The organism is Paraburkholderia sp. Clong3, from assembly GCF_050436485.1.
GTDB lineage: Bacteria > Pseudomonadota > Gammaproteobacteria > Burkholderiales > Burkholderiaceae > Paraburkholderia > Paraburkholderia tuberum.
Genome location: NZ_JBNDMH010000002.1, coordinates 2,119,612 through 2,134,710 on the forward strand (window position 1 = coordinate 2,119,612; position 15,099 = coordinate 2,134,710).

Here is a 15,099-nt window from a genome sequence, read left to right on the forward strand (position 1 = left end):
TGACGAGGCCAATCGAAATATGGCTGTTGAAAGGAAATGCCGCTTCCAGGGGCAAATGGCAAGTCAGCAAAAATTTCTGCTCGCAGTAGTCAGGCCACCAAGCAGATGAGACATATCGATAACGCGCTGCGCGACCCGATGTCGAACCTCTCCCTGGCATTGCCATGTTCCGTACACGGCAAGTAGCGATGCGCCGAGCGCTTCCTTTCTCTGCTTTTCGAGCAGGCTCGGCCACACGATTACATTCATGTTGCCGGTCTCGTCTTCAAGCGTCACAAACATGACCCCCTTCGCAGTGCCCGGCCGTTGCCGTACTGTAACAAGTCCGCACCCACGAGCCAGGCGCCCGTCGCGATAGGTGCGCAGCGTCGACGCTGGCATCAGCCGATTTGCGAGCAGTTGCGGCCGCAGCAGCTCGAGCGGATGTCGACCTAGTGTGAGACCGACCGATAGTCCACGACGATGTCGTGCGCCTCCGTCGGCGCGCCCAGTTCAGGAGTCTCGTCCTCGATGGCCGCTATCGCAAGCATGTCTTTGTCCGGCACAGCGGCGACAGATTGCCAAAGCGCTTCGCGACGATTGCCGGCAACGGATGCCAAGGCATTAGCATCGGCAAGGACATGCAGGTCTTTGCGGTCAAGCTGCGCTCTGCGGGCAAGGTCAGCGACGGTTTCGAACAGACGCACGGCTCTGGCATTTTCAATCCGCTCTGCGGCGCCGTCCTTCATGCCGCGCAGGAACGACATGCCGAGTCGGACAGCCGGGCGGTCGTTGTCTGCCAGCCTCACCAGAGCAGAGTCCCAGCCGCTGACAGCAACGTCAACTGGCAGCACGTTCACGCCATGGCGTTGTGCGTCCTGCACAAGCTGCGACGGCGAATAGAATCCCATCGGCCGGCTGTTGAGCATGGCAGCAAGGAACGCTTCTGGTTCATGGCACTTCAGCCAGCTACTCGCGTATACGAGCAACGCGAAGCTGGCCGCATGACTTTCGGGGAAGCCGTATTCACCAAAGCCTTTGATTTGCTCAAAAATACCATCGGCGAAACCTTGGTCATAGCCCCGCTCCAACATACCATTCACAATGCGGTCGTAGTATTTTTCAAGACCGCCTTTGCGCTTCCATGCGGCCATGGCACGTCGCAATGCATCGGCCTCGCCGGCAGTGAATCCCGCGGCGAGTATGGCAACTTGCATCACCTGTTCCTGAAAAATGGGCACGCCGAGCGTACGACCCAGCGCCGTTTTCAGTGCATCACTCGGGTATGAGACCGGCTCGAATCCCTGTCGACGCTGCAGATATGGATGGACCGCACCACCTTGAATTGGCCCCGGCCGGACAATGGCGACCTCGATAACCAGGTCGTAAAGCGTCCGTGGTTGCATGCGCGGCAACATCGACATCTGGGCACGAGATTCAATCTGGAAAACGCCGACTGTGTCCGCAGCGGAAATCATCTCGTACGTTTTCGGGTCCTCGGCGGGGATGTCCTGCATTTCAAAGCGTTCGCCGCACTGTTCGGAAACGAGGTCGAGCGTGCGGCGAATAGCTGAGAGCATGCCGAGCGCAAGGACATCTATCTTAAGCAGACCCAATGACTCAAGGTCGTCTTTGTCCCACTCAATTACGCTGCGGTCTGCCATCGCCGCGTTTTCAACCGGCACAAGACGCGTAAGCTTTCCGCGGCTAATAACGAAGCCACCGGAGTGCTGTGACAGATGGCGAGGAAAGCCGCCGAATTTTCATTAGTGTGTAAATGTGTTGCGCGAGTTAGCCCGCGCTGGGCACGAGACCCTCGGGTCGTTCCGTACAACTGAACCGCAACAGCCGACTTCGATACAGCAGCGCAGACGAGCGCAATTCGCTGCCCGATACCGGACCAGGCATCGAGACGCCGACGCGCACGCTTCTGGTGGTCGGAGACATACGCGGCCTGCGAGCGGCAGCCGTTCGCGAGGTCTTGTACGACTTCGGCGCGGTTGCAGTCAAGGACCCTACCGGTCACTGGCGCTTCTCACCTTATCGCAAGGTCTGCCGCAGCCAGGAGTAGAAGGCGGTAGCGGCGCGAGGGCGAAACTTGCAGTTCCTCGCGCCCGATGCAGCGCCCATAAGTTGGCTCAGCCGCCGCGCTTCGCCGATATAACACTGCGGCCCTGTTTTGTGCGCAGCCCAGCCGGACGAACCGGATTCTGGCGCGCGACCCAAGTGCCTTGGGGCAACTGTACCTCCAGCAGACGTTTCCTTAATCCTGACGCTGCCAGATACGACAAGCGCCGCAAAAATGGGCCTGTCGTGTGCGGACCATCGCTTCTCCCGGCATTTGCGCGTCGCCTGCCCCTCAAGGGCCAGACTGTATCAAGGACGCAATGAATGGAGGTAAGGCAATGGACGACCGATTTGATAGACGGGAACTGCTGCTTCATCTCGGGGACATTCTCGAAGCGTTGAACTGTTTAGCCAGGACAAGTCGGCGCGAACGCGCCGGTGACGCAGCTTGCGCAGGAAGAGGATTCGTTGCAGGACTTCGAGTTCCTCCGGGCGCTTGCGCCCAAGATGAAGGGGGTCGAGTTTAGTGCACGCATCGCCAGCGCGTTCTTCCTGTGGCCAAAGGAGCTGTTTGATACTGAGCCCAACCGCAATGCGCTTGCGTCAACCGTTCAGCAGGACCTTTTTGAGGGCAACCATGACGGTTGGAAGGCGTACGCCGCTCACGTCCAGAAGAAGGAGAAGTGGTTCGTGACTGGGCTTCCCGGGGTGAGGAAGGAGGCGGGGGCCGAATCGTTGCACAATGCAGTGGAGGAAGCGGGTCCGGTCGAGGCATCGGTCACGGCTGCGCCGCCCGTTCAGGGGGATGCGCATAAGAAAAGCGGTTGGCCCTGGGCCGAGTCGAGGTCTACGTCATGACGCATGCAATTCGTGGCGTCTATTCCGAACTCAAGGCGCCCCGGCGCTCAAACTCTCGTAGTGACCTCCATTCCGCTCGCTCTTGAAGCCGGCGCGCGTTTCGCATGTCGAGGCGCCTCCCCTATCAGGACGCGCCCGACCCTTAAAGAGTGAAAGGGAACCCGGTAAGCCCGACCAAGGATGTCGTTCCCCCTCGCGACACGGCACCCAGCGCTTTCCGTTCCTGGCCCGCCCACCGTCAGTCCGTTTTTTAGCTCCCTCCGAAAAAAACGTTGCATTGTGGGTCTACCCTGCACGGCCTGGCATGTTTTACGCCGCTTTGTACCTTCGTGTCGGGCATACCGCCATATGCCTCCATCCCCGCACTGGGGTCGGTGGCTTGAGTCGCGGCGTTTTCCTGTGGGGCGGGTTGAGGGACTTGGGGCGCGCCTTGCGAATGCGCAAACCCGGCCATGACAAACAACCCGGCAGCAGAAGCGACCATCAGTGATGATTTCACGTTGGCTCCTTTAATCTACGTTGAGTTTTCCACGCATGAGATTCGCTATTCGCGTGCTCCGAACTCGAAATCCACACGGGAATTTCGGAGGTGCGAAGCCCACTTCGGGCATGCGTGGCTAGCTGCCCTGATAGATATCGCAGGACAGGCCCACCGTGCACGCGGCACCGTTTCTGGCTTTGCCGCTGCCGCTGCTTCCGCCGGGCTGCGGTCCGTATCCCAGGTCAGGGGTGCGGTCCATAGTCGTGGCCGGCTGAGCAGTTGTCATGGGCTGCTGGGCAGACGACGGGTCAGTTGTGCCCGACGGTTGCATTTGCTGCGAGTGGGCGGCGCCGGTCGCAGCGAGCAGGGATACTGCGCTGACTACAGCTAAAAGTTGCACTTTCATCTCGTCACCTCTTTTTCGTCAACGGGTTGCGAATACCACGACCCCGGAATAACAAGGGGATTGGCATCCCCACGAGCGCGCGATGCTTGCATAAGACCTTTTCTCGCGCCTTGCTGATTCTTGCTTTCGCTCCACCAAATGCCATACAGCGTCGTCTCCGACGCCATTTAGCCGAGCAAATGCGAAGTTGGCTTGTTGCACCGTTTGTGCACAAAGCCGGACTTATCCGATGACTACCTGGGTAATGACGCGAGGCTGGTACCGGGCGGGGCAGAAGTATGCGCAATGAGTGCGCCGGTGACAGGACGTTGTACGCCCATTGACCAATAAGACCGCTGCTGCGTTTATGTTATAGAACGCCAAGGTCGTGATTGACAGCGGAATTGACAATCGGCAAGTCAGGGGCGACAGTCGCGCCTGGTCGCTCGCACTGCCATCGGAAGCAGCGACACACCTGTCCCCCCCCCCCCCCCCCCCCCCCCCCCCCCGCATCCAGCTACCCGAGGCCCCCGTTCATATGCAGTCAACGCAGCGCAATCCGGCGTCCCGTCATGAGGAAACCTCTCATGAAACACACCGCTTTTCTCGTTGCTGCCGCGTTGTCAGCCGCAGGGTCCGGGTTTTCGCGGCTAGCGATACCGTCACGGTGGACGGTCCGGCGACGTATCCCGTCGAAGACATTGTGGACATCGCGATGAATTCGACGGACCACACCACGCCCGTCGTCGCAGTTAAGGCGGTAGGCCTCGTGGGTACGCAGAAGCGTGTTGCGCGCTTTATCGTTTTCGCACCAACCAATGAAGCATTTGCAGCATTTGCAGCATTGCCGCCGGCCACGGTCGACAGCCTCATCAAACCAGAAAACAAGCCGATGCTGACCTGTATCCTTTCCTGTCACGTTATCCCGGGGCGTTACGATTTTTAGAAGCTCGACCAGCCCATCAGGGAAGGTGACGGGAAGGTGGAACTTAAAACCGTGAACGGCGAGACGCTCACGTCCCCGGACGGACCACACAACATCGTGCTATTGGACGCTGCGGGGGCACACGGCAGACATCTCGGCCTACGACGTCATCCAGAGTACCGGCGTAGTCGTGATGGTCGACAAGATACCGATGCCGAAGTAGCAGGACCGGCGCGCACGGTCAAATGTTCGAATCCAGCTTGGCTCTGTCATTTTCGGCGCCGAACCACGACTTACCTGCATGCCTGGCGTCCGGATAAGGCAAATGTCTGCCCTGTTCTGGCCCGAGCGGCTGCTTGCGCTTCGCCGCTGCGCAATCAGTCATCCAACGGTCAGGCGTTAGCGGTGCATGAAACTTCGACGCTGCTACAGCACGCGCCGAAATCGCAGGAGAAATGTGATGGAAAAGACAACGCGGAAAGTCGTGCTGGCGTGCGTCGCTGTCGTCTCGCTCTGCGCCTCGAGCGCGACGTTTGCGCAGGGTGGAGGGAATGGGAACGGTGGAAGTGGGGGCGGCGGTGCTCACGGTGCCGCAACAGCAGGGATGACATACCACAGCGAGCCTGTCTCGAGCCCGTGGAACGCGAGACCGGGCAAAATGCCAAAGAACACTGGCTCGACCGATACAGGCATGCACAGTATGTCGCCGGACGACGATGTTATGCCGGTAAAAACAGGGCAGTAGTGCCCGCTGCCAATAAAAGGCTGGCGCGTTTCATACAGTTCTCCTGTCCCGCTTACTGCTGGCGGGTACATGACAAAAGGGAGCGGCTGGGGCTGTACGGGTGGCTCGCCGGACCAGGTAAAGCCGAAACGCGCATTCTGGCCGGCAGCCCCCCGCCGGTCATGTCGGCTTTCACGATGAATACGACGCCGTCAGAAAGTCGTCGGCGACAACGTACGCCATCCCCTTCACGAGTAACGGCTACATCGGCAACGGCGTAATGACGGCAGCAGCGTATGCTACAGGGAGTGTTCAGGAGACAACCATGACCCTTGCCGGCAAGACAATATTCATGTCTGGTGGCAGTCGCGGCATCGGACTCGCCATTGCGCTCAGAGCCGCACGTGACGGAGCCAATATCGTGATTGCGGCGAAGACCGGCGACCCGGACCCGCGTCTCGAGGGCACGATTTATACGGCAGCGGCGGCTGTTGAAGCTGCTGGCGGCAGGGCGCTCCCGCTTGTTGTGGATATTCGCGACGAAGAACGCGTGAAAGCCGCGGTTGCCGAGACCGTTGAGATGTTCGGTGGCATCGATATCCTCGTGAACAATGCCAGCGCCATTCGACTGACTGGCACGCTAGACACACCCGTCAAACGGTACGACCTGATGCATGGGGTCAATGGCAGAGGCACGTTCGTGTGCGCGCAAGCGTGCCTGCCGCATCTCCTCAATTCGCCGAACCCGCACATCCTCACGCTGTCACCTCCGTTGGTCCACGACGCAAAATGGTTCAGCGACTTTGCGGCATACACCATTGCAAAATACACGATGAGCCTGTTCACCTTAGCGCTTGCCGGGGAGTTCAAAGACCGAGGTGTCGCAGTCAATTCGCTGTGGCCTCGAACAGCTATCGCGACCGCGGCTGTGCGAAATGAGATTGGTGGTAAGGACATGATTGCAGCGTGTCGCAAGCCTGAGATAGTTGCCGACGCGGCCCACTATATCCTGACGCGCCAAGCCAGGGAGTGTTCGGGAAACTTCTTCCTCGACGACGAGGTTCTTCTGGCAGCCGGTGTGCGCGACTTTGCACAGTACGACGTGCAGGCTGGGGCTGCATTGCAAGCAGATTTCTTTGTGGATGCCCTGCCGGGCATGTTGCCGGCGGACAATATGACGAAGCGTCCACCCCGCGATCCACTCCGCTAAAAAGTTAGGGTGTGCGGAAACGGACTGACGGCACGGCATACGTAGCTACTCAAGTCCCTGTTGAAGCAGGAGGAACCATGAGTCGAATTGAGACCGCTTTGATTGTGTGTGGTGGTCAAGTAATTTCGGACAGGCAGATAGGTTCTTTTGCTGTCGATTTCGCCTCGTAGGCGGCGGGCGACAGATAGCCCAAAGTCGAGTGCAAGCGCACGGGGTTGTAGAAGCCGACGATGTACTGCGTGATGTCCTGCCGTGCCTCGTCGTGATTGGCGTACCGGCGCTGCCATACGCGCTCCATCTTCAGGTTCAGGAAGAAGCGTTCCATCACCGAATTGTCCCAACAATTTCCCTTGCGGCTCATGCTGCAAACCACGTGATGCCGCTTGAGCAAGGCTTGATATGCGTCGCTTGCATATTGGCTGCCACGGTCCGAATGCAGGACCAATCCCGGCACTGGCCGGCGTTGCTGCAACGCCATGGTCAGTGCCGACATGACCAATCCGGCCGGCATGCTGGGTGCCATGGACCAGCCCACGACCTTGCGCGAGTAAAGGTCCAGCACGACCGCCAGATAAAGCCAGCCCTGGGCCGTGCGGATATACGTGATATCCGAAACCCACGCCCGATTCGGCTCAGCCACGTCAAACTGACGGTCCAGCACGTTCTCGGCCACCGGCAACGTATGCTTGCTGTCGGTCGTCGAAACGAACTTGCGCTTCCACGTCGTGCGCAAGTCCGCTTCGCGCATCAGCGTGCGCACCCGATGGCGGCCCGTGCGAAGCCCTTGCTCGCGTACGGCATGCATCACACGCCGGCTGCCGTAGCTCGCGCCGCTGGCAGCAAATGCTGCCCTGATGTGGGTCTGCTCATGCAGGCGCTTTGGGCTCGGCTTGGCGCGCCGGTGCGCATAGTAGCCCGAGCGGCTTACCCCCAATACCCGGCACGCGGCACTGACCGATACGGCCTTCTCTTGCAAGTGGGCTACCGCGCGGTAACTCACTTCAGTTCCCGTGCAAAGAAGGCCGAGGCTTTTTTTAGCAGGGAGTTGTCTTCACGCAGTTGCCGGTTCTCCGCCTCCAGTTGCCGAATGCGTTGCTGTTCGGCCGTCAGCGGCTTGCCCGCGCCAGCACCGCCCGCGCATTCCGCGTCGTACTGCGCCAGCCAGCGCCGTACCCCCGTCTCGCCAAGGTCCATCGACCGGCAAACCTCGCCCACCGACAAGCCTTGGTCTCGTATCATCTTCACCACTTCCAGCTTGAAGCTGGCATCGAATTGTCGGCGCTTCCTTGTCATCTAGCTCTGTTCCTCGTCGATTCCGGATTGTCCTCCTATCGACCTGTCCGAGGGAATTAGACCATTACAGTGGGTGCGGGAAAGGGATTGAGTGCCTCCCTCGCGCGACTGTTTGCGGCCGAGGGTATGCAGGTTGCACTCGCTGCCCGCGACACCAGCAAGCTGACACACCTCGTCGACGAGACCGGCGCTCTCGCCTTGAGTTGCGACGCCAGTCGAGCGGACGAGGTCAAGGCACTCTTTGACCACGTAGAAGACGCATTCGGCGCTCCTGACCTCGTTGTTTACAACGCGAGTGGCCGCTATCGCGCGGCTGTCGAAGATGTCGAGGCGGAGAAACTTGAGGATGCCTTCAAAGTGACCGCCTTCGGTGGCTTTCTCGTTGCCCAAGCAGCGGCTGTTCGAATGCTGGCACGCGGCAACGGCACCATCCTCCTGACCGGCGCTACGGCGAGCGTAAAAGGTCTACCCGGTTCGACGCCATTTGCAATGGGCAAGTTCGCCTTGCGAGGGATGGCCCAATGCATGGCGCGAGAGCTCGCACCGAAAAATATTCATGTGGCGCATTTTGTCATCGACGGCGGCATCGCCAGTGGTCGGGCGCAACCGGACGACGGCAGCACTGACGACAAATGGCTGGACCCAGACGCCATAGCCAGCGAATATCTGCACGTTCATCGTCAGCACCGCAGTGCGTGGACATGGGAAGTCGAACTGCGGCCCTGGGTCGAGGAGTTTTAGGGCATACATCCTCGCCGAATGGGGAGTGGACGCAGCCGCGGTGAGATTCGGTATCGGGCGCTTCGTCCGTGGCTGGTCGTGTCATTGAGCGACACTCACTTCACATTAGGGAGCGTAAATTGTTGCCACATCTCATTGTGATAACGTTCGCCGAGAACGCCTTCACCGTCGAATCGACCGACGGTCGGCAGTTGAATGTGCCACTGGATATTTCACCGAAACTGCCGGCAGCCGTGCCAGAACAGCGTCCTGCGATGAGCCTCACGCCGAGCGGACTACACTGGGACGAACTTGACGAGGACCTCGGGGTTGCTGCGCGAATCCGGGCGCATGCTGTCGCTCGAAGATGCGGCAAACGAGCCCTCAGTGATGAGCGGGAGAGGGCAAGTTCTATCCCAAAACAGTTCTACGCGAGCGGCTAAAGTCAGTCGGTCGGGTGATTAAGGTCGACCCAGAGGACATTTAGCGGCGGTCCCGCCGTAACCACCCTGCACACAATAGCCGCCACGTCGAACCCGGCGCAACCGATTGATTTCACAAAGTCTCCAGTCCTAAACGGAAGATGCGGCAAACATACCGAGAGCGCGTCGTTGGTCACAATGGCGGACAACTCGCATTGAAACACAGGCGTCTGATTTCACATCCCGGGTGGGTTGTCAGTAAGCGTCGCGGCACGGCCGTCTTGATCTGTGCAATCGGAGAGGCCAAAGTGGTTGCCACCATTTCGAGTAGCGGGAACCATTTTGGGATCAGAAGAGAAGCCAGCGTCGGGAACACGTAAAGGCAGCCCGAACCATAGCCCAGAGTTTCGACGTCGCCTGGCCGCGGCTGCATGTGAACCAGGCGTCTCTGTTTCGAAACTCGCCCGGGAACATGGCATCAACGCGAACATGTTGTTCAAGTGGCGGCGGCGTTATCGTGCAGAGCAAGCTGCCGGGACGACCGGGCTTGTTCCGGTGATGGTCGTGAGCGACGCGCCGGTTGCCATCACGCCGACATCTTCGGTCGAACAGGAGATGGTGAAGCCAACCAGGACCATCGGCACGATTGAAGTTCGAATTGGCCGGGCGGTGGTGAAGGTCGATGGTGTAGTTGACGCCGAAACGCTGCGTACGGTGCTCAAGAGTGTGCGATCGTGATCGGCCTGCCTCGTGGCGTGATAACAACTTCATCGGGAATCACGACACCGAGCGCCTTAGCAATATTGGAAACATAGGGACGAGTCCGCCCGGGCAATTCCGTGCACCCGCGCACGACAACTTCGGTACCGCGGACAGTGACCAGAAACTCCAACGCGCGTCGGTCACGTTCGGAGTCTACGATGATGCCAACTGCAGTAAGTGCCGAGAAGTCCACAGGCAATCTCCGGTCGAAAACCAATTACCCCGGAGAACTCTATACGAAAAAACACAAAATTCAACAAATTCAAAGAACTACGCAATCTTGCACGAAGATTTGTGCGGCATGCGTGATTGGCCTCAGCGCCCTGCTGGGCGCCTCGGAAAACCTTTGAGAAATTTTCTCTATCTTTAAAACCAAAGGCGCGCAGGGTCTCACCGCCGAAATTCAGCCGAACAAACGCAAAGAGGCAAACCGTTGTGGATTGCCCCTTAAAGACCTACTGAGTGTTCGCAAGGCGAGGTCAATCTTTCACTTCGCGATTACCCTGCTCTACTTCTTGTAGTTCGCCACGCCTTCGCTGATTTCCTTGTGGGCAGCATCGACGTCGGCCCAGCCTTCGACCTTGACCCACTTGCCCTTCTCCAGCGCCTTGTATTGCTCGAAGAAGTGCTTGATCTGGTCCTTCAGGTAAGCCGGCACGTCGTCGACCGACTTCAGGTTCGCCGTCATCGGGCAGATCTTGTCGTGCGGCACGGCGATCAGCTTCGCGTCGACACCGGACTCATCAGTCATTTGCAGCATGCCGAGCGCGCGGGCGCGCACGACCGAGCCTGCCAGCAGCGGGAACGGCGTGATCACCAGCACGTCGACCGGGTCGCCGTCGCCCGACAGCGTCTGCGGAATGAAGCCGTAGTTGGCCGGATAGCGCATGCCGGTACCGATGAAACGGTCGACGACGAGCAGGCCCAGGTCCTTGTCGGCTTCGTACTTCACCGGGTCGCTTTGCGCCGGGATTTCGATGATGACGTTGAAATCGTGCGGAAGGTCTTTGCCTGCGGGAACGTGATTGAAGCTCATGAGCGCTCTCTGAAGGGGATGGAAATCGGAAGGCGGCGAACGGCGCGCGAGCTGCCGATGCGGTGCGAACTGTGTGCGAACCGCGAACGTCGGGCACTGAAACCCTCTCGCCCCGAACAACGGGGCCGCGCACCGGACCGTACGGAATGCGCCATTATAGCCAATCGGCAGGTGGCATCCGCGGTCGGATCGGCGCGATAATCGTCTGGCGACTCGCTTCGCGTCTCTACCGTTTTGTGTCTCCCCTTCGAACCCGCGCCGCCGCACGCCGGCCGCACGTCATCAAGGAGCATGCATGGAAGAAGCACGGCATTTCATCGGCGGCGAGTGGTGCGCCGCTTCCGGCGGCGAATCGATCGCCGTACTCGATCCCTCGGACGGCCAGCCGTTCACGCGCATCGCGCGCGGCACCGAGGCCGATATCGACACCGCCGTGCACGCCGCGCGCGCAGCGTTCGACCGCACATGGGGCGCGCTGAGCGCCGCCGAGCGCGGCCGCGTGCTGTACCGGCTGTCGCTGCTGGTGGCAGCGCGCCAGGAAGACCTTGCACGGCTCGAAGCGCGCGACACCGGCAAACCGCTCAAGCAGGCGCGCGCCGACGCCGCCGCCCTGACCCGCTACTTCGAGTTCTACGCCGGCGCGGCCGACAAGCTGCACGGCGAAACCCTGCCCTACCAATCCGGCTACACGGTGCTGACGATCCGCGAGCCGCACGGCGTGACCGGCCACATCGTGCCGTGGAATTACCCGATGCAGATCTTCGGGCGCAGCGTCGGCGCGGCGCTCGCGACCGGCAATGCGTGCGTCGTCAAACCGGCCGAGGACGCGTGCCTTTCCGTGCTGCGGGTCGCAGAGCTCGCCGCCGAGGCCGGCTTGCCGGCCGGTGCGCTGAACATCGTGACCGGTTATGGGCACGAAGCGGGCGCCGCGCTCGCGCGTCATCCGGGCATCGATCACATCTCCTTCACGGGCTCGCCCGAAACCGGCAAGCTCGTCACGCAGATGGCCGCCGAAAACCACGTGCCGGTCACGCTCGAACTCGGCGGCAAGTCGCCGCAAATCGTGTTCGCCGACGCCGATCTCGACGCCGCGCTGCCGGTGCTGATCTCCGCAATCGTGCAGAACGCCGGGCAAACCTGCTCGGCGGGCAGTCGCGTGCTGATCGAGCAGGCGATTTACGAGCCGCTGCTCGACAGACTCAGCAGCGCCTTTCAGGCGTTGCGCGTCGGGCCGTCGAATGCCGACCTCGACTGCGGACCGCTGATCAGCGCGAAACAGCAGCAACGCGTGTGGGACTTTCTGTCGGACGCGCAACACGACGGCATCGCGATGGCCGCGCACGGCGAGGTGATTCCCGAAGCGCCTGAAAGCGGCTTCTATCAGGCCCCGACCTTGCTGCGCGACGTGCCCGCGAGCCACCGCCTCGCGCGCGACGAAGTGTTCGGTCCGGTGCTCGCCGCGATGTCGTTCCGCGACGAAGCCGAAGCGCTCGCGCTCGCGAACGGCACGCAGTTCGGGCTCGTCGCCGGCATCTGGACACGCGATGGCGCGCGCCAGATGCGCCTCGCCCGACGCGTGCGCTCGGGCCAGGTGTTCATCAACAACTATGGCGCGGGCGGCGGCGTCGAATTGCCGTTCGGCGGCGTCAAGCATTCGGGACATGGTCGCGAGAAAGGCTTCGAGGCGCTGTATGGCTTTACGGTGCTGAAGACGATCGCGATCCGGCACGGCTAGCGGGTGCCGTAGGGCTCGCTCGCGATCGGCGCGAGCAGCACGTTACACGCAACAACGCATCGCTCTATCCATCACGAACAACGGAGACATCATGCGGTTGACAGGTAAAACGGCCATCGTCACGGGCGGCGGTTCGGGTTTCGGCGAAGGCATCGCAAAGACCTTTGCGCGCGAAGGCGCGAACGTCGTGGTCAACGACCTCAACGGGCCGGCCGCCGAACGCGTCGCGAGTGAGATCGCGATTGCGGGCGGCAAGGCGATCGCGGTACCCGGCAACGTCGCGCAACGCGACGACTGGCGCACGCTGCGCGAGGCCGCGCTGGAAGACTTCGGCAGCGTGCAGATCGTCGTCAACAACGCGGGCACCACGCATCGCAACAAGCCGGTACTCGAAGTGACCGAGGCCGAGTTCGACCGCGTCTATGCGGTGAACGTGAAGAGCATCTACTGGAGCGTGCAGGAGTTCGTGCCGTATTTTCGCAAGCAAGGCGGCGGCAGCTTTATCAATATCGCGTCGACGGCGGGCGTGCGGCCGCGGCCCGGGCTTGTCTGGTACAACGGCAGCAAGGGCGCGGTGATCGTCGCTAGCAAGTCGCTCGCCGTTGAGCTGGGGCCGGAGCGGATTCGCGTGAACTGCGTGAATCCGGTGATCGGTGAGACCGCGCTGTTGTCCGAGTTCATGGGGGTCGAGGATACGCCGCAGAACCGGCAGAAGTTCCTGGCAGGGATTCCTCTCGGGCGGTTTTCGACGCCGCAGGATATTGCGAATGCGGCGCTGTATCTGGCTTCGGATGAGGCGGAGTTTATTACCGGCGTGTGCCTCGAAGTGGATGGGGGGCGCTGCGTGTAGCGGTAGGTCAAGCGCTGCGCACGCACTGCGTGCGCAGTCAGTGTTTTCCCCCGATATCGATTCGTCCTGCAAAAGACCTGGCGCGGATAGAATCGTTCGGCGGCGGCACTTCAATTCCATAAAAAAGAGGAGACATAGTCATGGCTAGTCCTGCAGATCCGCTCCACCATCCCGGCGCTGGCGCGCCGCCTTCGACGTTCGAAGAGGCGACTTATCGCAAGGTTACCTGGCGGCTCGCGCCGCTATTGATGCTCTGCTACATCGTTGCCTATCTGGACCGCGTGAACGTCGGCTTCGCGAAGCTGGGGATGAGCACCGATCTTGGCTTGAGCGATGCGGTGTATGGCTTCGGCGCGGGGATTTTCTTCATCGGCTATTTCATCTTCGAAGTGCCGAGCAACGTGATCCTGCATAAGGTCGGCGCGCGTGTCTGGATCGCGCGGATCATGATTTCGTGGGGCGTGATATCCATGCTGACGATGTTAGTCACCACGCCGACGATGTTTTATGTGATGCGCTTTTTGCTCGGGCTTGCAGAGGCGGGTTTCTTTCCTGGGATTATTTTGTATCTCACCTACTGGTATCCGGCGCATCGGCGTGGACGGATGACGACCTGGTTTATGACGGCGATTGCGTTGTCGGGGGTGATTGGTGGGCCGGTGTCTGGGTACATCCTGAAGAACTTCAACGGCGTGAACGGTTGGCACGGATGGCAGTGGCTGTTTCTGCTCGAAGGGGTGCCGTCGGTGCTGGTCGGGATCATCGTGTTCGTGATGCTCGATGATCGGATTTCGAAGGCTAAGTGGCTGACCCGGGAAGAGCAGCAGTTGCTTGAGAGTCAGGTGTCAACTGAGGAAGCGACCAAGCACGATATGCCGATTCGGCAGGTACTCACTAGCGGGCGGGTGTTGATGCTGAGCCTCACCTACTTCTCGTTTGTGATGGGGCTTTATGGGGTGAGCTTCTGGTTGCCGACGATTATCAAATCGACCGGCGTTACCGATGCGTTTTTGATTGGGCTGCTATCGGCCGTGCCGTTTGCGGCGGCTGTTGTGGCGATGGTGTTTGTGGCGCGGAGTGCGGATCGGTCGAGGGAACGGAGATGGCATATTGCGTTGCCGGCGTTTCTTGGTGCTGTGGGGCTCGTGCTTTCCGTCGTTTGGGCGCATAACACCCTGCTTGCCATGACTGGGTTGACGCTGGCTACCATGGGCATCCTCACTACACTGCCGTTGTTTTGGAGTTTGCCTACGGCGATTCTGGCAGGCACCGGCGCCGCTGCCGGGATTGCGATGATTAATTCGATTGGCAACCTTGCCGGTTTCCTTAGTCCTTATGCTGTGGGGTGGTTGAAGGAGGTTACCGCGGCGAACGATTCGGGGATGTATATGTTGGCGGCGTTTATGGTGCTGGGCGGTTTGCTTGCTATTAGTGTGCCGGCGAGGATGGTTAATAAGTGATTGGAGTCGCTGCTGAATGTTGCAGAAAGAGTGATTGCCCGCCTTCGCGGAATGCCACCGACGAGGTCGGGTTTATATGACCTTAGTGAAGCGGACGCAAAATCAGTCGGTGTCAACTTGGCGGGCGAGCTTCGCTCGACTTACTTCAAAAGCGTCCCCCCAGTGTTGGGCGCGTTGGCATTTGGAGCAATG

Annotated in this window: 11 protein-coding genes and 1 pseudogene; 9 read left to right on the top strand and 3 right to left on the bottom strand. The window is 60.3% G+C overall.

Annotation, left to right across the window (positions count from 1 at the left end):
- Positions 1 to 63: 63 nt before the first annotated feature.
- Positions 64 to 1,730 (bottom strand): annotated as a pseudogene (locus OKW30_RS14020) (OB-fold nucleic acid binding domain-containing protein); the annotation flags it as partial.
- A 754-nt stretch (positions 1,731 to 2,484) separates the two neighbouring features.
- Between OKW30_RS14020 and OKW30_RS14025 the strand changes: the two are divergent.
- From OKW30_RS14025 to OKW30_RS14035, 3 genes are all read left to right on the top strand, one after another.
- Positions 2,485 to 2,904 (top strand): hypothetical protein, encoded by a 420-nt coding sequence (locus tag OKW30_RS14025; RefSeq protein ID WP_429346940.1) that lies wholly within the window; start codon positions 2,485 to 2,487, stop codon positions 2,902 to 2,904.
- A 1,404-nt stretch (positions 2,905 to 4,308) separates the two neighbouring features.
- A complete protein-coding gene (locus tag OKW30_RS14030; protein WP_429346941.1) occupies positions 4,309 to 4,716 on the top strand; it encodes a fasciclin domain-containing protein in 408 nt (135 codons plus the stop codon).
- A gap of 1,028 nt (positions 4,717 to 5,744) precedes the next feature.
- The gene (locus OKW30_RS14035; RefSeq protein WP_184065476.1) at positions 5,745 to 6,629 is read left to right on the top strand and encodes an SDR family oxidoreductase; all 885 of its coding nucleotides are present in this window, start codon (positions 5,745 to 5,747) and stop codon (positions 6,627 to 6,629) included.
- 115 nt (positions 6,630 to 6,744) lie between these two features.
- Here OKW30_RS14035 and OKW30_RS14040 read toward each other — a convergent pair.
- Positions 6,745 to 7,922 (bottom strand): IS3 family transposase gene (locus OKW30_RS14040; RefSeq protein WP_429346789.1). Its coding sequence is split into 2 segments (ribosomal slippage): positions 6,745 to 7,655 and positions 7,655 to 7,922, totalling 1,179 coding nucleotides; the frame shifts between segments, so codons are not numbered across the junction.
- A gap of 69 nt (positions 7,923 to 7,991) precedes the next feature.
- Here OKW30_RS14040 and OKW30_RS14045 point away from each other — a divergent pair.
- The 3 genes from OKW30_RS14045 to tnpA all read left to right on the top strand — a co-directional run bounded on the left by OKW30_RS14045 (position 7,992) and on the right by tnpA (position 9,802).
- Positions 7,992 to 8,663, top strand: a complete 672-nt coding sequence (locus OKW30_RS14045) for an SDR family NAD(P)-dependent oxidoreductase (RefSeq protein ID WP_429346942.1) — start codon at positions 7,992 to 7,994, stop codon at positions 8,661 to 8,663.
- A gap of 137 nt (positions 8,664 to 8,800) precedes the next feature.
- A complete protein-coding gene (locus OKW30_RS14050; protein ID WP_429347753.1) occupies positions 8,801 to 9,085 on the top strand; it encodes a DUF2442 domain-containing protein in 285 nt (94 codons plus the stop codon).
- 267 nt (positions 9,086 to 9,352) lie between these two features.
- A complete protein-coding gene (gene tnpA, locus OKW30_RS14055) occupies positions 9,353 to 9,802 on the top strand; it encodes an IS66-like element accessory protein TnpA (RefSeq protein WP_429346943.1) in 450 nt (149 codons plus the stop codon).
- A 532-nt stretch (positions 9,803 to 10,334) separates the two neighbouring features.
- Here the strand turns inward: tnpA and ppa are convergent.
- Positions 10,335 to 10,862 carry an inorganic diphosphatase gene (gene ppa, locus OKW30_RS14060; RefSeq protein ID WP_129958864.1) on the bottom strand — a complete coding sequence of 176 codons (528 nt, stop codon included), beginning with the start codon at positions 10,860 to 10,862 and terminating at the stop codon, positions 10,335 to 10,337.
- Positions 10,863 to 11,157: 295 nt separating this feature from the next.
- On the opposite strand from ppa, the gene OKW30_RS14065 reads away from it, so the two are divergent.
- From OKW30_RS14065 to OKW30_RS14075, 3 genes are all read left to right on the top strand, one after another.
- Positions 11,158 to 12,597 carry an aldehyde dehydrogenase family protein gene (locus tag OKW30_RS14065; protein WP_429346944.1) on the top strand — a complete coding sequence of 480 codons (1,440 nt, stop codon included), beginning with the start codon at positions 11,158 to 11,160 and terminating at the stop codon, positions 12,595 to 12,597.
- A gap of 91 nt (positions 12,598 to 12,688) precedes the next feature.
- Positions 12,689 to 13,447 (top strand): SDR family oxidoreductase, encoded by a 759-nt coding sequence (locus tag OKW30_RS14070; protein ID WP_429346945.1) that lies wholly within the window; start codon positions 12,689 to 12,691, stop codon positions 13,445 to 13,447.
- 140 nt (positions 13,448 to 13,587) lie between these two features.
- Positions 13,588 to 14,907 (top strand): MFS transporter, encoded by a 1,320-nt coding sequence (locus OKW30_RS14075; protein WP_429346946.1) that lies wholly within the window; start codon positions 13,588 to 13,590, stop codon positions 14,905 to 14,907.
- Positions 14,908 to 15,099: the final 192 nt, after the last annotated feature.